This window comes from Dactylosporangium sp. NPDC049525 (assembly GCF_040676755.1).
Lineage (GTDB): Bacteria > Actinomycetota > Actinomycetes > Mycobacteriales > Micromonosporaceae > Dactylosporangium.
Map to the genome: position 1 here is coordinate 311933 of NZ_JBFAPO010000003.1, position 26780 is coordinate 338712.

Here is a 26780-nt window from a genome sequence, read left to right on the forward strand (position 1 = left end):
CGGAGAAACTCGAGAGCGGACGACGAGATTCGAACTCGCGACCCTCACCTTGGCAAGGTGATGCGCTACCAGCTGCGCTACGTCCGCGTTGCCATTCGACTGTAGCGCATCATCGCGTTCCGTTCCCGCAGGGGGTGGTCACCCGTTAGCGTGGCGCCGTGAGGCGAATGTTGTTCGTGATGCCGCTGTTGCTCGCCGGCTGCTCGGCGACCGCGGCCGACTCCGTGCCGGCGTCACCGTCGCCTTCCGCGTCGCCGCTGCCGTCCGTGGCGGCCTCGCCGGCACCGGTCGACCTGACGCTCGTGTTCGCCGGCGACGTGCACTTCATGGACCGCACCGCGAAGCTGCTCAAGGACCCCACGACCGCGTTCGGCCCGATCGCGTCGCAGCTGTCCGCGGCGGACCTCACGATCGTCAACCTGGAGACCGCGATCACGTCCAGGGGCACCGAGGAGCCCAAGACGTACCACTTCCGCACCACACCCGTCGCCATCGACGCCCTGAAGGCGGCCGGCGTCGACGCGGTCAGCATCGCCAACAACCACACCCTCGACTACGGCCGGGTCGGCCTCCTCGACACCCTCGACGCGCTGCGTTCGGCTTCCTTCCCCGCGTTCGGCGCCGGCGCTGACGTCGAGTCGGCGTACCGCCCCTGGCTGACCACCGTCCGCGGCGTGAAGATCGCCGTGCTCGGCTTCAGCCAGGTCGGCGAGCTGGCATCGAGCTGGGCACCCGGCCCCTCGAAGCCCGGCATCGCGATGGCCTTCGACACGGCCCGCGCCGTCGCCGCGGTCACCGCCGCCCGCCAGCAGGCCGACCTCGTCATCGTCTTCAACCACTGGGGTGACGAAGGCAACAGCTGCGCCAACAGCGCCCAGAAGACCTTCGCCGGCAAGCTCTCCGCCGCCGGCGCCGACCTGATCATCGGCGCCCACGCCCACACCCTGCAGGGGTCGGGCTGGCTGGGCCCCACGTTCGTCGCGTACGGCCTCGGCAACTTCCTCTGGTACGGCACCTCCAAGAGCACCGAGACCGGCGTGCTGCGGCTCACGGTGCGGGACCGCAGTGTCACGAAGCGGGAATTCCTGCCCGCCGTCGTCTCCGACACCGGCCAGCCCACCCTGCTCACCGGCACCGCCGCGACCAAGCTCAGCCAGCGGTACGCCGGCCTGTCGACCTGCGCGGGCCTCGCCGCCGGGTCCAGTTGACGGACCTGGCCGGCTGCCACGACGCGCCGGATCGGGATACCGGTTTGGCATGGGGGATGACGGTCCGCTAGAGTTTGCATCCGTCGCCGGGTGCACGACTGGCCGGGCGGTGCGGACGTAGCGCAGCTGGTAGCGCATCACCTTGCCAAGGTGAGGGTCGCGAGTTCGAATCTCGTCGTCCGCTCGGGATAGGGATTACGGTGGGGTGGCCGAGAGGCGAGGCAACGGCCTGCAAAGCCGTGTACACGGGTTCAAATCCCGTTCCCACCTCGAGAGGCCACACCACGGTGAGGCACCTCAGCTAGGGCGATTGGCGCAGTGGGAGCGCGCTTCCTTGACACGGAAGAGGTCACTGGTTCAAACCCAGTATCGCCCACCAAGTAAGACCAGGTCAGGACCGGTAAGCCCCACAAGGGTGCCGGTCCTTTCTCGTTCTCCCGGCCCTCTGGGGAGAATTCTGGGAGAAGATCTTGGTTGCTGCTCACGGCTTCTCCCGGAGCGGCTTCTCCCGCAGGAGTCGATCGAGCACGGTGACCGGTGATCCGGGCCGTATCCGCCGGCGGGCGTCGAGTGCCTCGTCCCACAGCTCGGTGAGACCGTCCAGCAGCCTCGCCACCATCGTCGAGGTCGAGTGGGAGTACCGGGCCTGGATCGAGCCGTCCTCGTGGCCGATCTGGTCGTCCATCAGCGGCGCCGGAGTGCCGAGTTCCTCCATGACCGTCTTGTAGGTGTGCCGGAAGCCGTGCGGGGTCAGCCCGGCCGCGATCGGCAGCCAGCACGCGTCGGCATGCAGGGCGCTGTTGCGCCCCCGGATCGGCACGCCCGGCCACGGTTCCCCAAGGATCGGCACCGGCCGAGGAAGGAGCGGCGCCTTCTGTGGGTACTTCCCGGTCACGGCGGGCTGGAACAGCCACGTCGCGAACCCGCTGCGGCGCTGATGCGCGGCCAGCTCGCCGCCCGAGGCGCCACGCACATAGCCAAGGTCCCGGATGGCGGATTCCACCTTCTCCCGGGTCCCGTCGGACACCGCGACCCTGCCGTTGAGGACGTTGGAGACGGTGCCGACCGCGACGTTGGCCCGCCGGGCGACGTCGACCAACTTCGGTCCCGGTCGCTGCGCCGCCCTGTTCGCCGCCCGGTGGCCGCTGAACACGTACGTGAAGCCGTGGCACGCGCACGGCTTCGGCGCCGCCTGGGCGATGTGGTCCCGTACCAGCGCCACCAGCCACGGCGGGATGAACACCGTGCGGTACGAGTCGTCCTTGGGCGGGCAACGGACGAGCTCGCCGGTGTCGAGTTCGTAGAGCTGCCACTCGATCCGGATCGCGTCCTGCCGCACGAACCGGGTCTCCAGGCCGACCATCTCACCGAAACGCATCCCGGTGAACGCGAGCAGCACGCAGGCCACGAACTCCTCGTCCCGGCCCGACAGCAGCGCCAGCCGCTCGGCGATGAGCAGCGTCCCGAGGATGGTTGTGATGGTCTTCTCCGGTGCCCGCTTCTGCGACCGCCCGGCCCGCTTGCCCCGGACCCGGTGGCGGGTCGCCGGGTTCGACGGCATCCGTCCCTCGCTCTGCGCGTCGCCCAGGACGAGGTGCAGCAGTGCCCGCCACGACTTGATGCTCGACTCGGCGTAGTTGAGGGCGCGTTCGCGCTGTTCCCAGGCGCGGACAGCGTCCTCGGTGATCGAGCGCAGGTCGTGATGCTCGAAGGCCGGCAGCAGGTGTTCCTCGAGGCGGTTGCGGTAGTTCTGCATGGTCGAGGGCGCCAGGTCGAGGCGGTCGTACCAGAGGTTCGCGTACGTGCCGAACGTCATCGGCACCACGGTCAGCTGCTCCAGTTCCCCGGCGCGCACCTTGGCCTCGGCGGCGTCGGCCGCCTGTTCAGCCTCGCGGCGCGTCCGGAACCGGAGACCAGGCGGGGAGTCACACTGACCTTGCCATTGCCCGCATTGGCCGCGGTGAGCTGGAGGGCGCCGCGGAGGCCCTCACGCCCGTGCTGAGTCTGCCCGTTGAGCAGCGCATGAACGGGATCATCATCTCCGCGCAACGCGTCCACCGCGCCTTGGCCGGCGACGACCAGGTAAGCCAGTCGCCAGCGGCCGGCGCCTTGCGCGAGGAGATCGAGACCTTCGTCCGGACGCCCCTGCGCCTCGCATGAGTGGTGGGCATCATCGTGGGATGGTCTACCCGGTGCTGCTCCACGGCAACAAGGTCGTCCTTCGCGAGTTTCGAATCGAAGACGGCGAAGGCGCATGGCGAATCGTCGGAGACGACCAGGTCACGCGGACCCTCTCGTTCGACAGCCGGGACAAGGCGACAGCACAGGCGATGATCGACGGAGCGGTCGAGCGCGCGAAGCTCGATCCTCGCACTGAGTACTACCTCGCGATCTCGCACACCGAAGCGGACGAACTCATCGGGTTCGTCCGCTTGGCTTTGGGCGGAGTCCAGGCTGCGAAGCTCGGCTATGCCCTGCGAGCCGACGAATGGGGACACGGCTACGCCACTGACGCAGTCACGATCATGATGACCTTCGCGTTCGAGATGCTGCACCTGCACCGAGTAACCGCCGCCATCGGGCCAGACAACGAAGCCTCGATTCGACTGGTCGAGCGCCTCGGATTCACCCGCGAGGGCGTCCTACGGGAACACGTCTTTACAAACGGCAGTTGGCGCGACAGCATCCTTTACTCGGCACTTGGCAGGCTGCCTCGGCCCGAACCCCTGAGTACCCTCAGCGCCTAAGGTCTTGTAGAGCACAAACGCGTTCGCCCTTGCAGCCACCGAGGGCTAGGCTCGCCCTCATGGACGAGTTGCGCGACAGGGCGCTGCAACAATTTGCGACAATCAAGGAAAACTTTGAGAAGCTGGATAGCAAGAAGACGTCTTCTGACTATTCTGGTGGCATCAGCCGACAGGAGCGATGGCAATTCTTGACGAGTTGTCACGCGTTCATTGCGCGCGTGTCACCACCAGGGAGCGCCTATCAGCGGCAAGCTGCAAAAGCTCTTGAAGTCCAACCACAGTCGCAGCAAGTTCCCATTCTCTACGGCGTTGCTTCGGCCCTGGCGCAAGACGTGGGGGACGGCTACACCCAGGATCTTACCGAGCTAGTGCACGCGAACACGTTCTCCGATTTCGCCGAGATGGCCGACCACCTTCTTCACGAGGGATACAAGGATGCGGCCGCTGTGCTGCTCAGCGGGGTGCTTGAGAGCCACCTACGCAACCTTGCGATCAAGCATTCTATCGACGTTTTTGACACAACAACGTCCGGGCAACGACCGCGTCGAGCCGAGCGCCTGAATGAGGAACTTGCGAAGGTCGCCTACAACCGGCTTGAACAGAAAACGGTTACATCATGGCTGGACCTTAGAAATAAGGCTGCCCACGCGCAGTACACGGAATACTCCATCGACCAGGTGCGACTCCTGTCGCAAGGCGTCAAGGATTTCATGATCCGACACGCCGCTTGATACGACCGAGGGTCTTCCGGCCAACCTCCCACTGCGGCGGCTCGTACCTTTGCGGCTCGTATCTCCCGGGTGATAACTTTCCATACGTCTTCAAGACGGCCCTGGCGGGCCGCTGGACACACCGAAGCCCCGATACTCCAGGTTGGGAGCACCGGGGCCACGTCGGGTCACACTGCGGCGGCTGACGAACCCGTGTGAAGATTCAGTGCACGCCCTCGATCCGAGCCTGATCGAGGCGCAGGATGTCGCAATGTCGGACACTGCAACAAGCGACGACGCTGCGCTGGATGGACCTGGCTGGCGGTTGATCTGGGCATTGTGGATCTGCGCATTCCACCTGGTCGTCGTTGCAGTGGCAGGTGGCCTGCTCTGGTCCTTGAGCTACCCGGGCTACCACTCCTTGCTGCTGGCGGCCAGCGGCTTCGCGTCCGTAGTCGTCGCCTGCTGCTGGCTCGGCTTAGCCCTCTACGTCGCCAGTACCACCGGCAGGTGGAGGAGATGGTTCCTGATCGGACCAGTCATCGGCGTACTCACCTTGGTTCTGCTCGGCACCGGCGTACCGCTGAAAATGCGGTGGGCGGCCAACCGGGACGCGTTCGCCGCCGTTGTCGCCGGACACCCGATTCCACCACCGGGCAGTGAGTGGCAGGATTTCACCGTGCCGCGCTGGTTGGGCAGCTACATCATCGTAGGCGCCTCGTGGGTGCCCGGTGGCGCGGTCTTCCGCGAAGATCAAGGCGACTTCTTCGACAGCGCCGGCTTCGCCTACCTGCCCGGCGGGCCAACTGGGGAACTCAACACCGGCTGGTTGGTGAGGCCATCGTTCCAACACCTCGGCGGCGGCTGGTACAGCTGGACCGGCAACTCGTCGTAGCCGACAAACGACTCTTGCCGGCCACCGGGATCTCCCGCCTAGACGCCTGCGCTGTGGCACCTCGCCGTCGACAGCCCCGGCGATCCGGGTCGTCCTGGTTCGCCGGGCTGAGATTCCGCCTCCGGCGGGCAGGGCCTCCGGCCCTACAATCCGGAGCGAGCCTCCGGCTGCCAGGGCTGCTCGCCCGTGGACCCCGGCGGCACAGCATGGCCGGGCAGAGCCTGCGCAACGGGAAGCCTCTCCGGGCCGGAGGTACGTGCGGAAGCAACCACGCGAAACCCCACTGGCGCCGCTGGGAGAAATCTGGGAAACGATCTTGCGTTTTGGCCCTTCCAGCGCTCACGCAGACCAACAGGCGCCAACGCCGCGAGTAGCGCAAACGCAATCCGTCGCAGGTTGATCGACCATGTTGACCTTGTTGGCACGGAAGAGGTCACTGGTTCAAACAGTATCGCCCACCAGCAAAAAGGCCCGTTCTCGGAGATCGAGAACGCGCCTTTTGCATGCAGGGGTCTAACAGGGGTCTACGGCGCGGCAGCGGCCCGTGGGCGCCGCGACGCCGTCACCGTCATCGGTCTTTCAATCGAAGGGCGATGCGTTGAGCGATCCGGCCCACGGTGACGCTGACCAGCAAGGCTGCCGGAGCTTTCTGCCAGTCAGGGTATCCAGGCAACCAGTGGCCTGACGTCGCCGCCAGCGCGGAAAAGACGACTAATACAGCAACAAACCCGGCGGTACGAGAGGGTGACGAGCTGTCAGCCTTCATCATCTGGTTCTAGCACCTCGCCACCATCGTGGTTGTCCAGGGGCTTGCGCGCTACGGCCGTCCCACCAGGCAAGCCGAACATTTGGTTCATGACCTCGGCGCCATTCAGCAGCACCGGTCGGAGCTGGTGGCGGTAGACCGCCTCCGTGACCCTCGTCCCCGCGTGCCCGACAAGGTCGGCGATCTGCTCCAGGGACATCCCCAGCGCGGACGCGATCGACACGAAGCTGTGCCGTAGCTCGCGCGGCGTCCAGTCGTCGGCCGCCAGCCCGGCCGCCTTCACCACTCGGCGGAAGGATCTCCGGACGTTGGCGGCGTCGAGCGCCGTACCGACGGCCGACACGAACACCAGGCCGGTCCCCTGCCACGACTCGCCAGCCTCCCGCCGCGCCCTGTCCTGCTCCTGGCCGTGCAGCTCAAGCGCGTAGACGCAGAGTGCCGGCAGAGCGAGCGTGCGGCGTGACTTCGGGGTCTTGGTGTCCCCGCCCACCCGGTCGGACCGCCAGACCGACACCGACGGCGGCACCGGCGGCGTGTCGTCCGGCCGTCCCTTGAGGTCGAGCAGCTCCCAACGGAGCGCCCGCACCTCTTCGGTGCGCAACCCGGTGAGCAGAGACAGCACGACGTAGGCGTACAGCGGCGTGTTCTTGGCCGCCTCCAGCAGCGCGGCGGCCTGCTCGAACGTGAGCGACTTGGCGGACCTACCCGGCTGACCCTTCGACAGGTCACACAGTGCGGTGGCGTTGCGGCCGACGTGCCCCCGGGCCATCGCCCGCCGCAGCGACCGCTTGAGGCAGGAGAACACGCTGCTCAACGTCGCTGTGCTCAGGATCTTCGAGCGATCGGCGAGCCACCGGTCAACGTCCGATGCCGTGAGGTCCTTGAGCTTCCGGGCGCCGAGGTACGGCACCAGGTGATGGCGGCACAGGTAGGAGTTCTTCTCGACCGTGCTTGCACTGTGGCCGATCTTTAAAGGTGATCGCGCGAGTAGCGGCGGCTATGGCAGCGGTGTCCCCGAACACACCGTGAACAGGAAAGATGCAGGATCTCGTCCGAACTTCGGGGGACACCGGTGCGCGGCTGTCCCCGTGAAGCTCGAATGCGGCTGGAAACCGCTGGGCCAAGGGGCGCGCCGATCAATGCGAGCAGCCTACTGATCTTTGACATTCCGAATCCCCTCGTAGAGATGGGTCCTGGTCTGGGTCTTTGGGCTCAGGTGCGCGGCCCGGTGCGCCGCTAGCGTCCAGGTGGCCCGGGGCGTGCTGCGTGCCGGGTGGTTGTGCCAGTGGCGGTCTACCCACAGGAGATTTGATGAGTTCCTTGTCCCTTCGACGGCCGTTGCGAGGCGCGCCGCGGTCGCGGCTGTTCATCCTGGCCGGCATCGTGGTCGCCCTGGTCGGGTTCCTCGGCTGGTTCGCGACCGGGCCGCTGCACCTCGCCAGCGCCGATGACAAGCCGCTGTCGCAGGGGAAGCCGGTGACGGCGTCGTCCCTGGAAGGGCAGGGGTACCCGGCGAAGGCCGTCGTCGACGGTGACGTCAAGACGCGGTGGTCGAGTGCGTTCAGCGACCCGCAGTGGATCCAGGTCGACCTCGGCGCGCCGGTTGCCGTCGGCCGGGTGGTGCTGAACTGGGAGCGGGCCTACGCCACCGCGTTCGAGCTCCAGGTGTCCGTCGACGGGACGAACTGGCGGTCGGTGTACGCCACCACGACCGGCACCGGTGGCACCCAGAACATCACGGTGAGCGGCCTGGGCCGGTACGTGCGGATGTACGGCACCAAACGGTCCAGTGGGTACGGCTACTCGCTGTGGGAGTTCCAGGTGTTCGGGACCGGCTCGGCGCCGGCGACCGCGACCGTGAATCCGCCGTCGAGCGCGTCGCAGAGCGCGACGACCCAGCCGACGAGCGGCACCGGCGGCACCGGCGGGACGGCGGCGGCCGGGTACATCATGGCGCCGAACCCGGTCACGAACGTGAAGCCGTCGCACGAGGTGCCGCCGAACAAGGGCGGGTTCCACGAATTCCAGGCGAACTGCTCGGTCAGCCGGACCAACCTCGGCGACGACCCGATCGTCTTCCCGGGGCTGGCGGGGGCGTCGCACCTGCACACGTTCATGGGCAACACGACCACGAACGCCGCCACGACGATCGACTCGCTGACGAAGGGCCAGACGACCTGCAAGGCCAAGGGTGACCTGTCCGCGTACTGGATGCCGACGCTGCTCAACGGGGACACCGAGGTCAACCCGGTGGGGCTGCAGACCATCTACTACAAGGCCGGCGTGACCGACTACCGCAGTGTCCGCGCGTTCCCGAAGGGGCTGCGGTTCGTGGTCGGCAACGCGAAGAACACCGACGCGGACAAGTTCCTCGCCGCGACGGAGGAGGGCTTCGAGTGCGGCAACAGCTACAAGAACAAGAACATCCCGCTGACCTGCCCGGCTGAGCGCAGCGTGCAGCTCAACATCCGGTACCAGGCGCCGAGCTGCTGGGACGGGCTGCACCTGGACTCGCCGGACCACCAGAGTCACATGTCCTACCCGGTCGACACGCACACCGCGTCGGGCTGGGTGTGCCCGGACAGCCACCCGGTGGCGGTGCCGAAGCTGGAGTTCAAGATGGCGTGGCCGGTGAACGGTGACATGTCGAAGGTGCGGTTCACCAGCGGCGCCGGGCCGACGTTCCACTACGACTTCATGAACGCCTGGGACGACCGGACCCTCGCGGCGATGATCGACGGGTGCATCGTGGCGGCGCGGCAGTGCGACCCGCGCGGGCACGACGGGCGCGACGACCAGCAGCCCGCCCCGTACGTCCTGAACGAGCAGTATCTCCTGCCCTGACCCTCCACAGGGCATGCAGCGCCGCCGTCCATCGCAGTGGGCGGCGGCGCTGTCGGCGCGCCCGGCCCGTGACGTAGGGTCCGTCCGGGGGCAGCCGGGCCGCCGGACGGACGAGGAGCGCCAGTTGACCGACGGGAGCCTGCCGGGCATCACCCGTGGCCGTCCCCGCGGGCGGCGGCGGGTCCCGCGCCCGGGGCAGTGGCTGGGCGTCACGGTGGTGGCCGCCGGGATGGCCGCCGCGACGGTACTGGTACCCCCGCTGATCGCGCCGGACAAGGACAGCGGCGCAACCGGATCCGCCACGCCGAGCGCCCCGCCGACGCAGGGACCGCCGAGTTCCCCGGTGCCGCTGGGTTCGGGGAAGGCGCCCGGCTCACCGGCCCCGTTCACGCCGGTCGTCGTCGAGGCCGAGGCCCCGGGCAACCGGCTGACCGGCGGCGCCGGCGTCACCGCCTGCGTCACGTGCCACGGTGGCGCGCGGGTCCGGTACCTGTGTTTCACCTGCACCCTCGAGGTGCGCGCGGTGCTGCCGGTGGCGGGGTCGCGGACGGTGACGGTCGGGTACGAGGTGGACGGGCCGCGCTCGGTCAAGGTCGCCGTCAACGGGGCGCCGGCGCGGACGTTCCAGGTGACCGGTTCGGAGTGGACCACGCCGCGGTCGTTCCAGTTCACCGCCGAACTGCCGGCCGGTGACCTGCGGCTGACGTTCTTCAACGACGACACCCCGGCGCCCGACATCGACGTCGTCACGATCAGCTGAGTTAGCGGCCGTTCAATCAGGGCTCAAATTCGCATTAAGCGGCCCGCCGGGTGTTCGGTGGTGGCGGGACGGCAAGTAGCGTTCGGTACCGCGGTCGCGTTCCAGGCACAGGCGGGTGTTCAGTGATGAGATCGGCACGGTCCGATCCCTCGTCAGGTCGCGAGATCGCCGCGGCGGCGTTGGCCCGCGCGGTGCTCATCGCGCGCGCGGCGGCCACGCTGAGTGCGGCGGCCGCCGGGCTGCTGCTGGTCGAGGACCGGTCGCGGGTCGTCGCGGTGCTCGTCCTGGTCGCGGCCGTCACCGCCGGCCAGCTGGGTGCCCTGGCCCGGTGGCCGGGGCTGGTCGCCCGGCCCGCCGTCGTCGTCGCGGCCGACTTCGTCCTGGTGTTCGCGGTCCTCGCGGTGAGCCGCGGCGGCATCGCCTACTTCTGCTACGCCGCCGGCGCCGGTGCCCTCGCCGGGGTGGTGCTCGGGATGCGGGCGCTGCCGGTATGGGTCGCCCACGCCGCGGTGAGCTTCACGGTGACCGCCGAGGTGCTGCGGCGCAGCGCCCCACCGGCGGAGATCGCGGCGTTCGTCGTGGCGTTCCCGATGGCCGGTGCCCTCGCGGGGCTCGGCGCGGTGGTGGCCACGACGGCCCTGGCCCGGCACCTGGAGCTGTCGACGAGCCTGCTCGTGGCGGCGCAGCGTTCGGCGGCGGCGTCGGAGCGGGCCCGGCTGGCCCGGGAGCTGCACGACTCGGTGGCCAAGACGCTGCGCGGCGTGTCCCTGGCCGCGCTCGCGCTGCCGTCGTCGCTGCGCCGGCAGCCCGCCCTCGCCGAGCACCTGGCCACGACGGTCGCCGCCGGTGCGACCGCGGCCGCCCGGCAGGCCCGGGAGCTGCTGCTGGAGATGCGGTTCGACGTGCCGGACCGGGACTTCGCCACCGGCGTCGGCGAGGTCTGCGCGGCGTGGAGCGCGGCCGCGGGGATTCCCGTGCGCACGGTGCTCACGGGTCTCGACCCGCCGGTGATGGTGGGGTACGAACTGACCCGGATTCTGCGCGAGGCCCTCGCCAACGTCGCCCGGCACGCGTACGCGCGGCAGGTCGTGGTGCGGCTGGCGCCGACCCGGCACGGTGTGCTGCTGGAGGTCTCCGACGACGGGGTCGGGTTCGCGGTGCCGGAGGACCTGTCCAGGCTCCAGTCGGCGAGCCACTTCGGCATCGTCGGCATGGCCGAGCGGGCCAGGATGGCCGGCGGCCGGCTGTTCCTGGACTCCGCTCCGGGCGCCGGCAGCACCGTCTCGGTGCACGTGCCCCTCGACGGCCGCGACGAGCCGGCCGGCCGGCCCGGTCCGCGGTTCGTGAGCGCGTCGTGACCGGCCCGGTCGGGGTCCTGGTCGTCGACGACAACCCGATCGTGCGGGCCGCCGTCCGCGGCATCCTGGACGGTGACGACGCGCTGCGGGTCGTCGCCGAGGCCGCCAACGGCCGGGAGGCCCTGGACGCGGCCCGGCGGCTGCGGCCCGCGGTGACGCTGCTGGACCACCGGATGCCGATCGCGGACGGGCTGTCGGTCATCGGCCGGCTCGCGCAGTACTCCACCGTGCTCGTGCTGACCAGCGACGACCATCCGGAGCTGATCCGCGGGATGCTGCACCACGGCGCCCGGGGCTATCTCGTGCACGGCGAGTTCGACCCCTTCGAGCTGCTGCGGGCCGTGCACGAGGTCGCCAGGGGCCGGGGCTGGCTGTCGCCGGTCGCCGCGTCGGTGGCCGCGTCCGTGGTCCGGGACCAGATCGACCGGGAACGCGTGCAGCACCGGCACGCCGAGCGGCGGCGCCTGGCCCGGTCCCGGTTCGGGCTGACCGACCGGGAGGAGGACGTGATGCGGCTGCTGTGCCAGGGCCTGACGAACGCGGAGATCGCCCGGCAGCTGCTGCTGACGGAGAAGACGGTGAAGAACCACCTGAACCACGTGTTCGCGAAGCTGCACGTGCGCAGCCGCACGGAGGCCGTCGTGCGGTGGGCCGAACCCGAGTAGGCGGCGCCGGTCAGTCGATGCCGGCGATGAAGATCGTCAGCGCGATCGACAGCACGGTGCCGAAGGCGCCGCAGAGCAGACCCGCCAGGGCGGCGCCGCGCCGGTCGCCGGCGCCGCGGGTGGCCGGCAGCAGGCCGAGGACGCCGAACACGACCGCCCCGAGGCCGGTGATCACGCTGACCGGCGCGCAGAACATCATCGGCACGGAGATGATGCCGAGGATCAGGGAGATGGTCGGCCACGCCGGCTCCGGCGCGGGTTTCGGCGGCGCGGTGGCGGCCGGCGGTGGCAACGGCGGCAGGTCACGCACGATGTGCAGCAGCTCGCCCCAGGTCCGCGACGCGTAGACGTGGCGGGTGCGCGCGTCGAACTCCGACAGGCTCAGCCGGCCTTCGGCGGCCGCGGTGCTGAGGTGCGCGACGACGGCCTCACGGTCGGCGTCGGACGCCCGGAACGACGGCGACGGGTACATGCCTCGACCGTACTGCCACCGGGCAACGACGCAGGGTGATCCAAGAGGGGTCTCACACGTCACAGCGCGTCGACGGTGACGTCGAGCTCGTGCGGGGTGCGGGCGTCGACGGTGTAGCCGAGGTCGCGGACGGCGGCGGCGAGCGCGGCCGGGGTGCGCGGGCGGGCACCGGCCAGCAGCAGCGCCCGGACCAGGCGGCCCTTGGTGGCCTTGTTGAAGTGGCTGACGACCTTGCCGCCGTGCAGGACGCGGACGCTGACGGCGTTGCGGGGCGTCCACATCGCGGTGTACGCCGAGGACCGCAGGTCCAGCACGAGCGCGTCACCGGCGAGGTCGTCGAGGACGGCGGGCAGCGCCGCGCGCCAGTGGGCGGTGAGCGGGCCGACGCCCGGCAGCCGCACCCCGATCGCGCAGCGGTAGGGCGGGACCCGGTCGCCGGGCCGGACCGCGCCCCACAGGCCGGAGAAGATCAGCAGCTGCTTGCGGGCGCGGGCGAGTGCCGGGCCCGTCAGCGAGGCCAGGTCGAGCGCGTCGTAGAGGACGCCGGTGTACAGCGCGGCCGCCGGCAGCGTCGGCGCGGCCCACAGCGCGGCGTTGCGGGCCGCCTCGGCCGCAAGGCCCGGCGTCAGGCCGAGCACGTCGAGCGCGGCGTCGGGGTCGGTGCTCAGCTTCACCAGGTCGTCGAGGACCGCGGTCCGGGCCTCCGTCAGCGCGGGCAGCGACAGCCGGTCGAGCGCGAGCGCGGCGCCGCGGCGCGGGGCGGCGGCCTTCCCCTCGGACGGTGGCAGCAGGATCAGCACCGCCCGAGGGTACAAGGGTCGTTACGCGTGCCGGCCTGACTGCAGGAACGGCATGCCGTGGTGGTTGGTCTGCGCCAGCCGGCTGGTGAGGTTGCCGGCGCTGGCGATCTTGTCGTGGTACGCCTCGCGACGGCGGGCGACGCAGCCCGTCGGCTTGTCGCTGATCGAGACCAGGTCCGGGTCGAGGTGCGTGTTGAGGCCGTCGCGGAGCAGCATGAGCGCCTCGGCGCGCAGCTGGGAGACCCGTGACTCGGTGACGCCGAGGTCGTGGGCGATCTCCATCATGGGGCGCTCCTGGAAGAAGTACCCCTTGACGACCTTGCCGAGCCGTTCGGGGAGCGCCTCGACGGCGTTGTGCAGGTAGCCGATCCGTTCGCGGTGCAGGATCAGGTCCTCCGGGCCGGCGGCCCGTTCCGGGACCATGTCCTCGGCGCTGCCGGCCGCGAACCCCTGCAGGGACAGCACCGCGGCCCGCTGCACGTCGTCGTCGATCGACTGGAGCTCGTCGACGCTGACGCCCAGCGCCTCGGCGAGCTCGTGGTTGGTCGGGGTGCGTCCGAGCGCCGCGGTCAGTTCCTGTTGCATCGCGTCGGCCTGCCTGGCCCTGGCCCGCACCGACCGGCTCGCCCAGTCCAGCCCGCGCAGCTCGTCCAGGATCGCGCCGCGGATGCGGGTCGTGGCGAAGCTGCCGAACGGGATGCCCCGGCTCGGGTCGAACGCCTTCGCGGCGCCGGCCAGGGCCGCCATGCCGGCGGAGACCAGGTCTTCGCGGCTGACGTGGGCGGGCAGTCGGCCGAGCGTCTGGCGGACCAGATGCCCGACGAGCGGCAGGTGCTCGCGGATCAGGTCCTCGAGCTCGCGGCCTTCCAACTGGACCTTGAGCGTGGCACCCTCAAGGGTCGCTGTCATCGGTTCCCCCTCGTGTCTGTGGTGAACCCCGTGCAGGCGGTCCACCTGCTGACACGAAGAACTTTCGGCTACGAAGGGTGCTGGCGCCGTCACTTTCGGGTGCCTTTTGGTTGCGAGACGGTGAGAGTGCTCAGATTCGGCGTGTCGCGAGAACTCGCTCAGCGCGCCGTGGCATTCGAACACCGGTACAGTCGCCCGCGATGAATCTTGTACCGCTCGCACCCCGCCTACGCCGCGCCGCACGCCAGCACTTCGGCTGGGACCAGTTGCGCGCAGGACAGCTTCCGCCGATGCGTGCCCTGCTCAAGCGGCGTGACGCCCTCGTGGTGTTACCCACCGGGGGTGGAAAGTCCGCCATCTACCAGGTCCCGGCGATGCTGCTGCCCGGACCCACTGTCGTCATCTCACCACTCCTCGCACTCCAGCAGGACCAGATCGCCGGACTGAACCGCCGCCGCGACGGTCAGGCGGTCAGGATCAGCTCCGCCGAGACGCCCAACCAGCAGAAGGCGGCCCTGGAGGCGCTGCGCGCCGGCACCGCCAGGTTCCTGTTCATCACGCCCGAGCAGCTCGGCAACCCGGCGCGGCTGGCCGAGGTCCGCGGGCTGCGCCCGAGCATGGTGGCGGTCGACGAGGCGCACTGCGTCTCCGCCTGGGGCTACGACTTCCGCCCCGACTACCTGCAGCTCGGGCACCTCATCAGGGAGCTCGGCGACGGGACCCGGCGGCCGGTGATCGTGGCGCTGACCGCGACCGCGTCGCCGCCGGTGCGCGCCGACATCACCGAGGCACTCGGGCTGCGCGACCCGTTCACGCACGTCGCCGGCCTCGACCGGGCCAACCTGGAGCTGGCCACGGTGCACTGCACCAGCGACGAGCAGCGCTGGCAGCGGCTCCTCGCGCAGGTGCGGCAGGAGCCGCGGCCCGGCATCGTGTACGCGCCGACCCGGGCCATCGCCGAGCAGTACGCGACCCGGCTCACCGAGTTCGGCGTCGAGGCGGTCGCGTTCCACGCGGGGCTCGCGTCGGGCGAGCGGAGCCGCCGGTACACCGACTTCATGGCCGACAAGATCCCGGTCATGGTCGCGACCAGCGCCTTCGGCATGGGCGTCGACAAACCCAACATCCGCTGGGTGCACCACGTGGCGCTGCCGGACTCCCCCGACAGCTACCTGCAGGAGATCGGCCGGGCCGGCCGGGACGGCGCACCGTCGCGCACGGTGCTGTTCTTCCGCCCCGAGGACGTGTCGCTGCAACGGTTCTTCGCCGCCGGCGCCCCCGACGGCCACGAGCTCACGCAGCTCGCCGCGGCGCTGCGGGAGGGCCCGGTGAGCCGCACCGCCCTCGCGACCCGCAGCGGCCTGCCGGCGCGGAAGGTGACCTCGCTGCTGAGCCTGCTGGAGCAGGTCGGCGCCGTCGAGGTGCAGTCCGGCAACAAGCTCAGCACCCCCCGCTACGCGCCGACCCCGGCCGAGGCGTCGCGGCTCGCCCTCGCCCAGTTCGAGCGGCACCAGACGCTGCGGCGCTCCCGGATCGACATGATGCGCCAGTACGCCGAAAGCGCCAACTGCCGCGGCAACACGCTGCTCGCCTACTTCGGCGAACAGGCCGACCGGGCGTGCGGGCACTGCGACAACTGCGCCAACGGCACCGTCGTCGTCGACCCGGTGGTGCCGAAGCTGCCCTGGTACCGGCAGCTGTTCCGCCGGCCGGCGGCGACCCTGCCCGCGGACGAGGTCGCGCTCACCGACCACGCCCGGCCGTTCCCCGTGTCCAGCGAGGTCCGGCACACCGCGTGGGGCACCGGCACGGTCATGGCCTACGAACAGGACCGGGTCGTGGTCCTCTTCGAGGAGGTCGGTTACAAGACGCTGTCGGTGCCGATCGTGCAGAAGTCGAAACTGCTGGAGCCCGTGTAGCGCATACGCTGTCGAGGTGCTGCTCGACCGCCGGGCGCTGAACCGGGCCACCCTGGCCCGGCAGCTGCTGCTGGACCGCTCCACGATGACGGTCCCGGAGGCGGTCGAGCACCTCGTCGGGCTCCAGGCACAGACCCCGCACACCTGGTACACCGGGCTCTGGACCCGCCTCGCGGGGTTCGCCCCGGCACACGCCTCGGACCTGCTCGCCGACGGCCGGCTGGTGCGGGTCGCCGGCCCGCGCTCCACGATCCACCTGATGACCGGCCGGGACGCCCTGGCCGTGCGCCCGCTCGTCGCCGTCGCCGGCGAGCGGATGTGGTCGTCCAACTTCCGCCGCCGCCTCGGTCTTGATCCACCCCTGGACGAGATCGTCGCCGAGGGGCGGCGCCTGCTCACCGAGACCCCCATGACGTTCGGGGAGCTCGGCGCCGCGCTGGGTGCCGGTTTTCCGGGCCGTGACCCGGCCGCCCTCGCCCAGACCGTCCGCGTCTTCGAGACCCTGGTCCAGGTGCCGCCGCGGGGGCTGTGGGGACGCAGCGGCAAGGCCGCGCACACGCCCGCGTCGGCGTGGCTGCCGCACGTCACGGCCGCCCCGATGTCCGTGGATGATCTGGTACGGCGCTACCTGGGCGCGTTCGGCCCGGCGACGGTCCGCGACGCGCAGGTCTGGTCCGGGCTGACCCGCCTCGCCGAGGTGTTCGCCCGCCTGTGTGCGCGGCACGACGCGGTCGCCTTTGTCACAGCGGACGGCCGGGAGCTGTTCGACCTGCCCGACGCGCCGCGGCCCGACCCGGACACGCCGGCGCCGGTGCGGTACCTGTACGACTTCGACAACCTGCTGCTCAGCCACGCCGACCGCAGCCGGGTCCTCACCACCGGGTTCACCGGCCAGCCGTTCGACGACAACGGGCCGATGCCCGCGGTCGTCCTCGTCGACGGGTTCACCGCCGCCCTGTGGCGCCCGGTCGTCGCCCGCGGCAGCGCCGTGCTGTACGTGGCGCCGCTGACCGGCCTTACCTCCGCGGACCTCGACCAGGTCGCCGAGGAGGGCGCCCGGCTGTTGCAGTTCCTGGCTCCAGCGGCGAAGCACGACGTCCGCTTCGTCGACGGCGGATGGCAGGCGCTCCTGCGCGCCGCCGCTTAGGCTGGCAGGCATGACTGAGCTGCCGATCGACCAGCGCGAGTACAACCGCAAGCTGATCGCGGAGTTCCGCGCCAACGGCCGCCGGCTCGAGGACCGGCCGCTGCTGCTGCTCACCACCGTCGGCCGCAAGAGCGGCCAGGCCCGCACCACGCCGATGATGTACATCCGGGTCGACGAACGGATGTACGTCATCGCCTCGAACGCGGGTGCGGTGTCCGACCCTGACTGGTTCCGCAACCTGGTCGCCGGGCCGGCCGTCACCGTCGAGGCGGAGGGCGAGGAGTTCCCCGCCACCGCCCGCCCTGTCGCCGATGAGGACCGGCCCGTGCTGTGGACCAGGATCTGTGAGCGCTACCCGTTCTTCACCGATCACCAGAACGGCGTCGAGCGGAAGATCCCCGTGGTCGAGCTGATCCGCCAGCTCTAGACGGGGCTGAGCACCTTGTCCGGTTCGACGAAGTCGTTGCTGGTGGCGTCCTCGACCAGGTCGTGGGCCCACCAGCTGTCGTCGTGGAACTCCTCGGGGATCTCGTCCTCCCACGGGTCGACGCCGATGGCCTCCATCGCGTCGAACCACGCGTCGCGCCGGGACGCCGGAAGGCGCCCGCCGCACCACGGGCAGTACCCGATCACGACCATCGACGTGCCGCCGTCGCGGACGGGCAGCCCGTACTCGTCGAACTTCGCGTCGTAGACCACGACCACGTCCGGGTCGTCCTCGCCGTCCTCCGACTCGGACTTGGCCAGTTGAGCACGCATGCCGTCGCAGCAGTGTTTTCGCACGGCGCGCAGTATGGCGGGCGCACACTGTCGGGTGTCCGGCAGGAGGACAACTGTCGTTTCGGGGATAGTCCAGGCCCCTGAGCACGGTATACGCTCCCGGCCACGGCAGTTGAACGGCTGGCACGTTTCCGGGATTCGACGCCACGACGGCGCTCCTAGTGTCATGGACAGCGCCACGGACACCACCTGAATCGCAAACTTCCACACCCCTGCAATACCGAGAGGACCCACCATGAGCGAGTACGACGGCGGCGACACCGGCGCGGAATACGGCCACGTCGAGGCGGGCGCGGACCACGAGTCGCTGGACCAGCTCCACGAGGTCAACGCCAGCGAGGCGGACTACAACAACCAGTTCGGCGTGTACGAGCAGGACCACGCGTCCGCCGAGTCGACCTCGTTCGACCAGGGCCACCACGTCGAGTACTCCAACCCGACGGGCGAGCACTACGAGGAGTCGGACTTCACGTCCTACGACCACTCGGCCGCCGAGTCGGACCACGTCTTCGCCGCCGAGGGCAGCGAGTCGTCTCACCAGGCCGAGTTCTCGCAGCTCGACGCCCTGCAGGCGCAGCTGGACTCCGCGTTCTCGGAGGCCACCCACATCGAGACCGACACCCCGCCGTCGATCGCCGCGGGCTGATCCTCGACCCGATTCTTTCCGCATGCCGGTCCGCGGGGCTCAGCCCCGTAGGCCGGCATGCGGCGTTCAGCGCGGTATTCAGCGCGGTGTTTCGGGCCCCTCGGTCGGCGCGGCCGTCCCGAGCAGGGCGTCGGCGACGCCGGTGCGGACGTTGAGGACGGTGCGGCCGTCGCGGTGCGCGGTGACCAGCCCGGCCGCGCGCAGCGCCGCCAGGTGCTGGGAGACGCCGCCGGCGGTCAGGCCGGTCCGGGCCGCGAGGGCCGTCGTCGAGGCCGGCGCGGACAGCTCGACGAGGAGCCGGGCCCGGCTCCGCCCGAGGACCGCGGCCAGCCCGTCAGGGGTGCTGGCCGGCCGTTCCCACAGCGCGCCCGTCCCCCGTGGGGGGTACGCCAACTGGGCGAGGCGCCCCGTCGAAACGGTCAGGATCGACGGCCACACGAACACCGACGGGACGAGCACAAGGCCGCCGCCGTCCGGTACGTCGTCGGCGGTGCACCACCGTTGCGCGACCGACAGCGTGTCGTCGGCCCACCGCACCTGCTCGTGCAGGTCGTTGAGCAGCCCGCCGACCCCGTCCGCGGCGAGGGCCCGGGCGCGGGTGAACACCTCCGCCTCCAGCAGCCGCCGGATGCGCGGCCAGTCGGCGGCGAGGGCCACGTCGAAGTAGTCGGCGAGCTGCGCCGCGAGCCGCCGCAGCAACCCGTCCGCCGCCGCGGCCTCTTCCCCGAGTTGTGCCGCGACGTCGGCGGCCGGGGTCGCCCGCAGCGCGTCCAGCTCCGCCGGCAGGTCGGTGAACAGGCCGGCGGGTGCCGGGGTCAGGAAGTCCGGCACGTACGCCGGGCCGGGCGGCACCAGCCGCCACAGCTCGCTGTCGGGCAGCCGGCCGAGGCGGGGCCGGACCCGCCGTACCCACGGCAGGTGGATCGCGTGGGCGCCGGGATCGCGCAGCACACGGATGCTGGCGACCGTCTCCCACAGCGGCGAGATCGCGAACCGCACCCTGGCGACCCCGCCGGCAGACAGTCCGATGGCGACCATGCAGTCCAGGCTAAAACGTTGGAGGGGCACCTGGGCGGCCGGGGAGGATGGCGGCATGACCAACGCCGCTGTGTTCCGCTCCCTGCACAACCCCGCCGACCCGCTCGTCCTCGTCAACGCGTGGGATGCCGCGTCCGCGCGGATCGTCGCCGCCGCCGGCGCCCGCGCGGTCGCCACCACCTCCGCGGGGGTCGCCTGGACGCTCGGCGTGCCCGACGGCGACGCGCTGACCCGCGACGCGATGCTGGCGCACCTGGCGCGGGTCGTCGCCGTGGTGGACGTGCCGGTGACCGCGGACGTCGAGTCGGGCTTCGGCGCGACCCCGGCCGACGTCGCCGAGACGCTGCGCGGGGTCGCCGCGGCCGGCGCCGTCGGCGTCAACCTGGAGGACACGGTGCGCGGCGACAACCCGGGGCTGCGCCCCGTCGCCGACCAGGTGGAGCGGATCGCGGCCGCCCGCGCCGCCGCCCCGGACGTCTACATCAACGCGCGCATCGACACGTACCTGCGCGGCGCCGACGACCTCGACGGCACCGTCGCGCGGGCCCACGCCTACCTGGAGGCCGGGGCGAGCGGGATCTTCGTGCCCGGGGTCGTGGACGCGGCCACGATCGGCGCGCTCGCCGCCGCGATCCCCGCGCCGCTGAACATCCTCGTCGGCCCGGCCGCGCCGTCCGTCGCCGAGCTCGCCAAGCTGGGCGTGGCCCGGGTCAGCCTCGGCTCGTGGGTGGCGGAGGCGGCGTACACGGTCGCCCGGCGCGCCGCCGAGGAGGCGTTCAGCGCCGGCACCTACACCAGCCTCGACGGCGCCATCGGGTACGGCGAGCTCAACGCGCTCATGTCGGGCTGACGCGCAGGCTCGCGAGGGTCTTGTCCAGGCGGCGCTGCCTGGTCTCGGCCGTCTTCGCACCGTCGAGGGCGAGCACGTGCTGCCGCTGGTTGCTGTACGACAACCCGTCGAACCTCGCCTTCGCCGCCGGATCCGCGGCCAGGGCGGCGGCGAGGTCGGCGGGCACCTCGACGACCCGCGGCGCGGTGTCGAGCTCCAGGTCGACGTCGAGCTCGTCACCGGCGGCAACCCCGGCGGCGGCGCGGACCTCGGCGGCCACCGGCAGCAGGTACTCCCCGCCGTACACCGCGACGGTGCTGCGATACGTGTAACCGTTGATCGTGACGAGCACCTGCGGTTTCTTGCCGCGGCCGAACGACTCGACGACCTCGGCGGGGACCTTCAGGCCGGTGGCGGTCTTCCCGCCGAGGAACAGCGTCGCGCGAAACCTCATGCCTCGAGACGCTAGCCCGCTACCGGAGCATTTTCAGCGCCGTCCTGACCGGGAACCGCTCCACGGTGTGTTCGAACGAGGTCTCGCCGAGGCAGAACCGCTCGAACATGCGCCAGCCCGGCGGGGTCCGCAGCATCGCGTGGAAAAGCCCCGGCCGGCGGCTGAACGTGTCGAGGAGCCGCCGCCCCGCCGTCATCGCCGGGGCGAGGGTCCGCTCGACCGCGGTGACGTAGCCGTCGAGGTCGCCGGTCGCCGCGGCCGCGCCGGCGAGGGCCCCGGAGCGCACCGCGAAGCTGATCCCCTCGCGGGTCCACGGCTCCAGCAGGCCCGCCGCGTCGCCGGCGACCAGGACCCGGCCGGTGCGCAGCGGTGACGCCGGGGTGCGGCACCGGGTCAGGTGCCCGGAGTCGTGCACGGGCTCGATGCCGTCGAGGCCGAGGCGGGTCACGAAGTCACGCAGGTACCGTTTCGTCCGCTCGCCCTGGCCGCGGGACGCGATCACGCCGACGGTGAGGACGTCGTCCTTCGGGAACACCCACGCATACGAGCCGGGCAGCGGGCCCCAGTCGATGAGCAGCCGGCCCTTCCAGCGCGCGGCCACGCCGGCGGGGACGGGTAGTTCGACCTCCAGGCCGAGGTCGACCTGGCCGTACTCGACGCCGGCGTGACGGGCGGTGATCCCGGACGAGCCGTCGGCGCCGATGACGGTGGCGCCGGTGACCGTCGAGCCGTCCGCGAGGCGGACCACAACCGTGCCGTCGACCTGTTCGAGGGACCGGGCCGCCGTCGACTGCCGCACCACGGCGCCGGCCTTCTCCGCGGCGAGCCGCAACGCGTCGTCGAACTGCGGCCGGCGCACCATCTGCAGCAGCGGCCCGCGGCGCGCGGTCCGCGTGAACGCCCGCCGGCCGTCGTGGGTGAACTCGGCCCGCACGATGTGGTCGTCGGCGGGGATCTCGATCTTGCCCGCGACCGCCTGCACGGTGAAACCGATCAGACCGCCACCGCAGGTCTTGTACCGGGGGTGCACCGCCTTCTCCAGCACCAGCGTCCGGGCCCCGCCCAGCGCCGCAGCGTGCGCCGCCGACAGCCCGGCGGGCCCGCCGCCGACGACGACCACGTCCCAGTCCTGCCGGTCCGCGCTGTCCGGGCCGCTCACGTTCACGCTCACCCGAGCAGCGTAGAGGTCCGCTTTCACAGGTGAGATTGGCCTCGTGTGATGCAGACGTCATCCGAATGAGTGACCGATCTGTTTCACTGGCGAGATGTCGGCGATCGACCATCTCATCCACGCCAATGAGCGGTACGCGAGCACGTTCCCGGGCCCGCGTCCGCTGCGCCCACGCCTGCGGCTGGCCGTCATCTCGTGCATGGACTCGCGCCTGGACCTGTTCGGCGCGCTCGGCCTGGAGATCGGTGACGCGCACCTGATCCGCAACGCCGGCGGCCTGCCGACGGAGGAGGTGCTGCGCTCGCTCGCCATCAGCCAGCGCCGCCTCGGCACCCGGGAGATCGTCCTGATCCACCACACCGAGTGCGGCATGCAGGGCTTCGACGACGACGAGTTCCGCGCGACCCTCACCGCCGAGACCGGCCGGGCGCCGACCTGGGACGTGCCCGGCTTCACCGACCTGTACGACACGATGCGCACCTCGATCGAGACGGTCCGTGAGTGCGCGTGGCTGCCGCACCGCGAGGACGTGCGCGGGTTCATCTTCGACGTCGGCACCGCCAAGATCGAAGAGGTGCTCTGAGGCCGGTGCGGTCCTACGTCGTGACGGGCGGCGGCCGGGGCATCGGCCGCGCGGTCGTCACGCGCCTGCTGCGCGACGACGACACCACCGTCGTCGTCCTGGAGCACGACCCGTCGGCGCTGACCTGGATCACCGGCGACGGCGGGCGGATCGTGGGGCTCACCGGGGACGCGGGTGAGGAGGCGGTCACCGAGCGCGCCGCCGACCTCGCCGAGGCGCGCGGCCCCCTCGCCGGCTGGGTCAACAACGCCGCCGTCTTCCGCGACGCCTGGATCGACGCGGTACCGGCACGCGAGCTCCTGGCACACATCGTGGCGAACCTGGCACCCGCCGTGGCCGGCAGCGGCACCGCGGTACGCCGCTTCCGCGCGGCAGGACACGGCGGCGCGATCGTCAACGTGTCGTCGCACCAGGCGCAGCGTGCGGTGCGGGGCGCGCTGCCGTACGCGACCGCGAAGGCCGCGATCGAGGGCCTGACCCGCGCCCTGGCCGTCGACCACGGCCCACACGGCATCCGGGTCAACGCCGTGGCGCTCGGGTCGATCGGGACCGAACGTTCGGATGCGTACCTGGCTGCCCGCCCGCCGGACGAGGCAGCTCACATCGTGGACCAGCTGGCCCAGCTGCATCCGTTGGGGCGGGCCGGCAGTGTCGACGAGGTCGCCGAGGCGGTCGCGTTCCTGCTGTCACCGGCGGCGTCGTTCGTCTCCGGCGCGGTGCTGCCGATCGACGGCGGCCGCGCCGCCAGGGGCGCCGACCCGGAAGCCCGCTGACTCCCCCCTTTCCCGCGCCGGGCCGCTCTGCGTGTCGCGCCGGGCCGCTCTGCCTGGCGCGCTGGGCCGCTCTGCCTGGCGCGCTGGGCCGCTCTGCGTGTCACGCCGCGGCGGCGGGCGCGGTGCCGCGGGGTAAACAGCGGGGGTTCGCGCGAGGGGCGGCGGGGCGCCACGGACGCCGGTGATGCTGCACGATCGATCCCATGCGATACGGGGGGCGGCTGAACCGCATCGAGTTCACTGCGCTGATCGACCAGCGGGCGAACCGGATCCGGGCGAGTGCCGCCGCGCTGCCGTTGTACGGGATGGCCGGCTGGTCCGGTCCGTGCCGCATCGGCGGCTGGGCATGGGACGACGACCGGCTCGTGCACGCCGGGCTGACGTTCGGCGACCCGGCGGACGGCGACGGATGGATCGAAATCGTCACCACCGCCGGCCCGCCGCTGCCGCTGCTCATCGACATGCGGGTCGCGGCCGTGATGCCACAGCCACCCGAGGACCGCAAGACCTACGAACGTAACCTGCGGGCCGCGTCGACCCCGGCGCCGCACCGGGTCGGGATCACCGTCGACGGGGTCCCGAAGCCGTTCCAGCGCTGGCCGGACCAGCAGGTGCTGCCGGCGCAGAAGGGCTGGCTGGCCGTCCTCGACGAGGTACCGGGCCTGCTGCTACGGGTGTCCAACCTGGCGCCGGCCGAGATCAAGCTCGCCAGGGTCGGCGACCTGGAGCCACACCTGGTCGGCACCAGGACGCAGCTGCTGGCCGGCTACGACGCGAACCCGGACGCCTGACACCCGTCCCCTAGTAGCGCGTCCTTCAATGGCGCGTGCCTCAGTGCGCGACGCGTCCCTCAGTTGCGGGTCCCTCAGTGCGCGACGCTCAGTAGCGCGACGCCAGGGCCTGCGCGAAGTTGACGCGTTGCAGCGCCTCGGCGGCGTGCAGCGGCGAGTACACCACCTCGCGCGCCATGTAGTGGAACGGTCCCGCCTGGATCGACACGATCAGCGGCCCCGACATCGTGTGCGTCTTCGCGGTCAGGAAGAACAGGCCGAACAGCAGGAACAGGCTCAGCCCGCAGGTGAACGGCGCCAGGATCACGGCGAGGATCGCACTGGTCACACCGAGCCCGATGCCCCAACCGGCCGTCGTCGTCATCGGCACCGGCTGCGAGATCACCATCCACCGGCTGCCCTGGATCGGCCAGACTCCGACCGGGGTGTAGATGGCGCGGCCGTCGACCCGCACGTCACCGATCTGCACGTCGGGCCCGGTGTAGGCGGGCAGCTCACCGCCGCCGCCGCTGTAGGGGATTGGCAACGTCACGTGAGCATTGTGACCCCTCGACCCCACCGCCGGGACCCCCTCACCCGGCTGCGGTGCCTCGTCTGAACAGGTGCAGTAGCGGCCGCCGGTGGCCGCCCACGGCGCGGGAGCTGCGCATGACGAGCGCACCACCGCACACACGGCGATCGGCACCGCCCACAGCGGGCTTGACCTGGACGGCCCCCGCTCGGATACGTCCCGCGGTTGCCCCGCTCGGATACGTCCCGCGGTTGCCCCCTCGGGCTCGGCCCGGGCAGCCCGCTCCGGGTCGGCCGGGCGCCCCGCTCGGACATAGCCTGGGCGGATGCGATCCGTCGCGGTGCTCGACGCACCGTCCAACCTGGGCCTGCGGCCCCCGGCCGAGGGCCTGGTCCCCGGCTGCTACAAGCTGGCCGGCGCGCTGCGCGACCAGGGGCTCCTGCCCCGCCTCGACGCGCATGACGCCGGTGTCGTCGTGCCGCCCCGGTACGACGTGCGCGCCTGGCGCGCCGGCGACGGTGTCCTGAACGCCACCGCGCTCGCCGCCTACACCCGCCGCCTCGCCGACCGGGTCGCCGCCGTCCTGGACGCCGAGCAGTTCCTGCTCCTGCTCGGCGGCGACTGCTCGATCCTCTTCGGCCCCGCCCTCGCCCTGCGCCGCCGCGGCCGATACGGACTCGCCTACCTCGACGGCTCGATCGACTTCCGCCACACCGGCAACAGCGCCCAGGTCGGCGCCTCCGCCGGCGAGGGCACCGCCATCGTCACCGGCCGCGGCCAGCCCGACATCGCCGACATCGACGGCCTCGCGCCCTACGTCCGCGACAACGACCTGGTCATCCTCGGCGTCCGCGACTACGACGACGAACTCGCCGAGGTCCGCGGCCTGGGCATCGCCGTGCACACCATCCCGGAGATCGTCGCCGCAGGCCCCGCCCTCACCGGCGAACGGGTGGCGCACCACCTGAGCGCCCTCGACGGCTATTTCGTGCACCTCGACGCCGACGTGCTCGACCCGACAGTCATGCCCGCCGCTGACGCCCCCGACCCGGGTGGCTTGGACCACCCGCAGCTGGTCCAGCTGCTCCGCCCGCTCGTCACGAAACCCGCCTACGTCGGCCTCCAGGTCACCATCTACGACCCTGACCTCGATCCGGACGCCCGCCACGCCGCCGCCCTCACCGACACGATCGTCACCGCCCTGCGCCACTGACCTCGATCCCGACCCCGACCCCCGCCGCCGACCCGACCCCAGCCCCGGTCGATGTCCGCACCGCCGACCCCGACCCCCGCCCCAGCCCCGGTCCTGGTCAATGTCCGCACCGCCGACCCGGACCCCGGCCCCGGCCCCGGCCCCGGCCACTGTCCGCGCCGCCGGCCCCGCACCGCCTGCACGTTCGAGCCAGCAGCGCCGGCCTGCTCTTCCTCGACCTGGACGGCTTCAAGCAGGTCAACGACACCCTCGGCCACCACGTCGGCGACGAGTTGCTCGTCGAGGTCGGAACCCTGCTGCACGACTGGCGCGCCCGCCTGTCGTCCCGCCGCCGCGCCATGATCCGCTCCGCCACGAACCCGGCGGACGTCGTCGGCCGGCTCGGCGGCGACGAGTTCGACGTCCTGCTCCCCCGCGTCACCGACCCTGCCGTCGCCCTTGCCGTCGCCCTTGCCGTCGCCCTTGCCGTCGCCCATCGCATCGTCGCCGCCATAGACCGGGACATGCCCGTCACCGGCCACTGCGTTCGCGTCCGCGTCGGCTGCAGCGTCGGCGTCGGCGTCGGCGTCGGCGTCGCGATAAGCACGCCCGGCGTCGACGCCAAGGACCTGCTCCGCTAGGCCGACCTCGCCATGTACGAAACGAAACGCCTCCGCCGCAACGGTTGCCCCCTCTTCGTCGCCGCGTAGCCGACGGCACGACAGTGCTGCGGCGGCACCGGACCCAGTGTGCTGGCGTCGAGAGACAAGCAGCGGCGGCAGCAGGACAGCAACAGGGACGGCAACGGCGGT

At 71.3% G+C, this 26780-nt stretch carries 29 protein-coding genes, 4 tRNA genes and 1 pseudogene; 22 read left to right on the forward strand and 12 right to left on the reverse strand.

The annotated features are described in order from the left end of the window. Window positions 1–14: 14 nt before the first annotated feature. A tRNA-Gly gene (locus AB0K00_RS08130) sits at window positions 15–87 on the reverse strand. Window positions 88–167: 80 nt separating this feature from the next. On the opposite strand from AB0K00_RS08130, the gene AB0K00_RS08135 reads away from it, so the two are divergent. From AB0K00_RS08135 to AB0K00_RS08150, 4 genes are all read left to right on the forward strand, one after another. After that, the gene (locus AB0K00_RS08135) at window positions 168–1208 is read left to right on the forward strand and encodes a CapA family protein (RefSeq protein WP_363517637.1); all 1041 of its coding nucleotides are present in this window, start codon (window positions 168–170) and stop codon (window positions 1206–1208) included. A 111-nt stretch (window positions 1209–1319) separates the two neighbouring features. Beyond that, window positions 1320–1392 (forward strand) — tRNA-Gly (locus AB0K00_RS08140). 15 nt (window positions 1393–1407) lie between these two features. Continuing rightward, window positions 1408–1478: transfer RNA gene (locus tag AB0K00_RS08145), tRNA-Cys, on the forward strand. Between the two features lie 34 nt (window positions 1479–1512). Beyond that, window positions 1513–1587, forward strand: a tRNA-Val gene (locus AB0K00_RS08150). 102 nt (window positions 1588–1689) lie between these two features. Here AB0K00_RS08150 and AB0K00_RS08155 read toward each other — a convergent pair. Continuing rightward, complete coding sequence (locus AB0K00_RS08155) at window positions 1690–3024, reverse strand: LacI family DNA-binding transcriptional regulator (protein WP_363517640.1); 1335 nt, start codon at window positions 3022–3024, stop codon at window positions 1690–1692. A 206-nt stretch (window positions 3025–3230) separates the two neighbouring features. Between AB0K00_RS08155 and AB0K00_RS08160 the strand changes: the two genes are divergently transcribed. The 4 genes from AB0K00_RS08160 (at window position 3231) to AB0K00_RS08175 (ending at window position 5560) form a co-directional block, all read left to right on the forward strand. Further along, a complete protein-coding gene (locus tag AB0K00_RS08160) occupies window positions 3231–3368 on the forward strand; it encodes a hypothetical protein (RefSeq protein ID WP_363517240.1) in 138 nt (45 codons plus the stop codon). A gap of 20 nt (window positions 3369–3388) precedes the next feature. Next, window positions 3389–3955, forward strand: coding sequence for a GNAT family protein (locus AB0K00_RS08165; protein ID WP_363517243.1), 567 nt, complete (start codon window positions 3389–3391; stop codon window positions 3953–3955). Window positions 3956–4014: 59 nt separating this feature from the next. Continuing rightward, on the forward strand, window positions 4015–4686 hold the full coding sequence (locus AB0K00_RS08170) for a hypothetical protein (RefSeq protein ID WP_363517246.1): 672 nt from the start codon (window positions 4015–4017) through the stop codon (window positions 4684–4686). A gap of 205 nt (window positions 4687–4891) precedes the next feature. Beyond that, the gene (locus AB0K00_RS08175; protein ID WP_363517249.1) at window positions 4892–5560 is read left to right on the forward strand and encodes a hypothetical protein; all 669 of its coding nucleotides are present in this window, start codon (window positions 4892–4894) and stop codon (window positions 5558–5560) included. A gap of 568 nt (window positions 5561–6128) precedes the next feature. Here AB0K00_RS08175 and AB0K00_RS08180 read toward each other — a convergent pair. Both AB0K00_RS08180 and AB0K00_RS08185 read right to left on the reverse strand, forming a co-directional pair. Beyond that, window positions 6129–6329: a hypothetical protein gene (locus AB0K00_RS08180; protein ID WP_363517252.1), complete on the reverse strand. Its 201-nt coding sequence runs from the start codon at window positions 6327–6329 to the stop codon at window positions 6129–6131. 70 nt (window positions 6330–6399) lie between these two features. Further along, window positions 6400–7293: pseudogene (locus AB0K00_RS08185) on the reverse strand (site-specific integrase); the annotation flags it as partial. Between the two features lie 344 nt (window positions 7294–7637). Here AB0K00_RS08185 and AB0K00_RS08190 point away from each other — a divergent pair. The 4 genes from AB0K00_RS08190 to AB0K00_RS08205 all read left to right on the forward strand — a co-directional run bounded on the left by AB0K00_RS08190 (window position 7638) and on the right by AB0K00_RS08205 (window position 11953). Beyond that, window positions 7638–9170: a DUF1996 domain-containing protein gene (locus AB0K00_RS08190; protein WP_363517255.1), complete on the forward strand. Its 1533-nt coding sequence runs from the start codon at window positions 7638–7640 to the stop codon at window positions 9168–9170. A 124-nt stretch (window positions 9171–9294) separates the two neighbouring features. After that, a complete protein-coding gene (locus AB0K00_RS08195; RefSeq protein ID WP_363517258.1) occupies window positions 9295–9930 on the forward strand; it encodes a hypothetical protein in 636 nt (211 codons plus the stop codon). A 125-nt stretch (window positions 9931–10055) separates the two neighbouring features. Beyond that, the gene (locus AB0K00_RS08200) at window positions 10056–11288 is read left to right on the forward strand and encodes an ATP-binding protein (RefSeq protein ID WP_363517261.1); all 1233 of its coding nucleotides are present in this window, start codon (window positions 10056–10058) and stop codon (window positions 11286–11288) included. Then, window positions 11285–11953: a response regulator transcription factor gene (locus tag AB0K00_RS08205; RefSeq protein WP_363517264.1), complete on the forward strand. Its 669-nt coding sequence runs from the start codon at window positions 11285–11287 to the stop codon at window positions 11951–11953. Before AB0K00_RS08200 ends, AB0K00_RS08205 begins: the two co-directional genes overlap by 4 nt. A gap of 10 nt (window positions 11954–11963) precedes the next feature. Here AB0K00_RS08205 and AB0K00_RS08210 read toward each other — a convergent pair whose 3' ends face one another. Genes AB0K00_RS08210 through AB0K00_RS08220 form a run of 3 tightly spaced genes read right to left on the reverse strand, consistent with a single transcriptional unit; the run spans window position 11964 to window position 14134 of the window. Further along, window positions 11964–12425: a DUF1707 domain-containing protein gene (locus AB0K00_RS08210; protein WP_363517267.1), complete on the reverse strand. Its 462-nt coding sequence runs from the start codon at window positions 12423–12425 to the stop codon at window positions 11964–11966. 59 nt (window positions 12426–12484) lie between these two features. Next, a complete protein-coding gene (locus tag AB0K00_RS08215; RefSeq protein WP_363517270.1) occupies window positions 12485–13225 on the reverse strand; it encodes a peroxide stress protein YaaA in 741 nt (246 codons plus the stop codon). 21 nt (window positions 13226–13246) lie between these two features. Further along, window positions 13247–14134: a sigma-70 family RNA polymerase sigma factor gene (locus AB0K00_RS08220; RefSeq protein WP_363517273.1), complete on the reverse strand. Its 888-nt coding sequence runs from the start codon at window positions 14132–14134 to the stop codon at window positions 13247–13249. Window positions 14135–14334: 200 nt separating this feature from the next. Here AB0K00_RS08220 and AB0K00_RS08225 point away from each other — a divergent pair, with 200 nt between their 5' ends. Genes AB0K00_RS08225 through AB0K00_RS08235 form a run of 3 tightly spaced genes read left to right on the forward strand, consistent with a single transcriptional unit; the run spans window position 14335 to window position 17627 of the window. Next, window positions 14335–16053 carry a RecQ family ATP-dependent DNA helicase gene (locus AB0K00_RS08225; protein ID WP_363517276.1) on the forward strand — a complete coding sequence of 573 codons (1719 nt, stop codon included), beginning with the start codon at window positions 14335–14337 and terminating at the stop codon, window positions 16051–16053. Between the two features lie 16 nt (window positions 16054–16069). Next, the gene (locus AB0K00_RS08230) at window positions 16070–17200 is read left to right on the forward strand and encodes a winged helix DNA-binding domain-containing protein (RefSeq protein ID WP_363517279.1); all 1131 of its coding nucleotides are present in this window, start codon (window positions 16070–16072) and stop codon (window positions 17198–17200) included. A gap of 10 nt (window positions 17201–17210) precedes the next feature. After that, a complete protein-coding gene (locus tag AB0K00_RS08235; RefSeq protein ID WP_363517282.1) occupies window positions 17211–17627 on the forward strand; it encodes a nitroreductase family deazaflavin-dependent oxidoreductase in 417 nt (138 codons plus the stop codon). Here AB0K00_RS08235 and AB0K00_RS08240 read toward each other — a convergent pair. Beyond that, window positions 17624–17959, reverse strand: a complete 336-nt coding sequence (locus AB0K00_RS08240) for a hypothetical protein (protein ID WP_363517284.1) — start codon at window positions 17957–17959, stop codon at window positions 17624–17626. The genes AB0K00_RS08235 and AB0K00_RS08240 overlap by 4 nt on opposite strands. A 256-nt stretch (window positions 17960–18215) precedes the next feature. Here AB0K00_RS08240 and AB0K00_RS08245 point away from each other — a divergent pair, with 256 nt between their 5' ends. Then, complete coding sequence (locus tag AB0K00_RS08245; protein ID WP_363517287.1) at window positions 18216–18626, forward strand: hypothetical protein; 411 nt, start codon at window positions 18216–18218, stop codon at window positions 18624–18626. Between the two features lie 78 nt (window positions 18627–18704). Here the strand turns inward: AB0K00_RS08245 and AB0K00_RS08250 are convergent, their stop codons facing one another. Beyond that, on the reverse strand, window positions 18705–19664 hold the full coding sequence (locus AB0K00_RS08250; RefSeq protein WP_363517290.1) for a helix-turn-helix domain-containing protein: 960 nt from the start codon (window positions 19662–19664) through the stop codon (window positions 18705–18707). Window positions 19665–19719: 55 nt separating this feature from the next. Between AB0K00_RS08250 and AB0K00_RS08255 the strand changes: the two genes are divergently transcribed. After that, window positions 19720–20514: an isocitrate lyase/phosphoenolpyruvate mutase family protein gene (locus AB0K00_RS08255; RefSeq protein ID WP_363517293.1), complete on the forward strand. Its 795-nt coding sequence runs from the start codon at window positions 19720–19722 to the stop codon at window positions 20512–20514. On the opposite strand, the gene AB0K00_RS08260 is transcribed toward AB0K00_RS08255, so the two are convergent. Together AB0K00_RS08260 and AB0K00_RS08265 are read right to left on the reverse strand one after the other, a co-directional pair. Continuing rightward, window positions 20501–20947 (reverse strand): YdeI/OmpD-associated family protein, encoded by a 447-nt coding sequence (locus AB0K00_RS08260; protein ID WP_363517296.1) that lies wholly within the window; start codon window positions 20945–20947, stop codon window positions 20501–20503. The genes AB0K00_RS08255 and AB0K00_RS08260 overlap by 14 nt on opposite strands. A gap of 19 nt (window positions 20948–20966) precedes the next feature. Next, on the reverse strand, window positions 20967–22118 hold the full coding sequence (locus tag AB0K00_RS08265; protein WP_363517299.1) for a geranylgeranyl reductase family protein: 1152 nt from the start codon (window positions 22116–22118) through the stop codon (window positions 20967–20969). A gap of 94 nt (window positions 22119–22212) precedes the next feature. Between AB0K00_RS08265 and AB0K00_RS08270 the strand changes: the two genes are divergently transcribed. The 3 genes from AB0K00_RS08270 (at window position 22213) to AB0K00_RS08280 (ending at window position 24265) form a co-directional block, all read left to right on the forward strand. Further along, window positions 22213–22701 carry a carbonic anhydrase gene (locus AB0K00_RS08270; RefSeq protein ID WP_363517302.1) on the forward strand — a complete coding sequence of 163 codons (489 nt, stop codon included), beginning with the start codon at window positions 22213–22215 and terminating at the stop codon, window positions 22699–22701. 5 nt (window positions 22702–22706) lie between these two features. After that, the gene (locus AB0K00_RS08275) at window positions 22707–23474 is read left to right on the forward strand and encodes an SDR family oxidoreductase (protein WP_363517305.1); all 768 of its coding nucleotides are present in this window, start codon (window positions 22707–22709) and stop codon (window positions 23472–23474) included. Between the two features lie 203 nt (window positions 23475–23677). Further along, a complete protein-coding gene (locus tag AB0K00_RS08280; RefSeq protein WP_363517308.1) occupies window positions 23678–24265 on the forward strand; it encodes a hypothetical protein in 588 nt (195 codons plus the stop codon). An 88-nt stretch (window positions 24266–24353) separates the two neighbouring features. On the opposite strand, the gene AB0K00_RS08285 is transcribed toward AB0K00_RS08280, so the two are convergent. Then, a complete protein-coding gene (locus AB0K00_RS08285; RefSeq protein ID WP_363517311.1) occupies window positions 24354–24797 on the reverse strand; it encodes a hypothetical protein in 444 nt (147 codons plus the stop codon). A 304-nt stretch (window positions 24798–25101) separates the two neighbouring features. Here AB0K00_RS08285 and AB0K00_RS08290 point away from each other — a divergent pair, with 304 nt between their 5' ends. After that, window positions 25102–25989, forward strand: coding sequence for an arginase family protein (locus AB0K00_RS08290; protein ID WP_363517314.1), 888 nt, complete (start codon window positions 25102–25104; stop codon window positions 25987–25989). Window positions 25990–26165: 176 nt separating this feature from the next. Then, the gene (locus AB0K00_RS08295; RefSeq protein ID WP_363517642.1) at window positions 26166–26609 is read left to right on the forward strand and encodes a diguanylate cyclase; all 444 of its coding nucleotides are present in this window, start codon (window positions 26166–26168) and stop codon (window positions 26607–26609) included. Window positions 26610–26780: the final 171 nt, after the last annotated feature.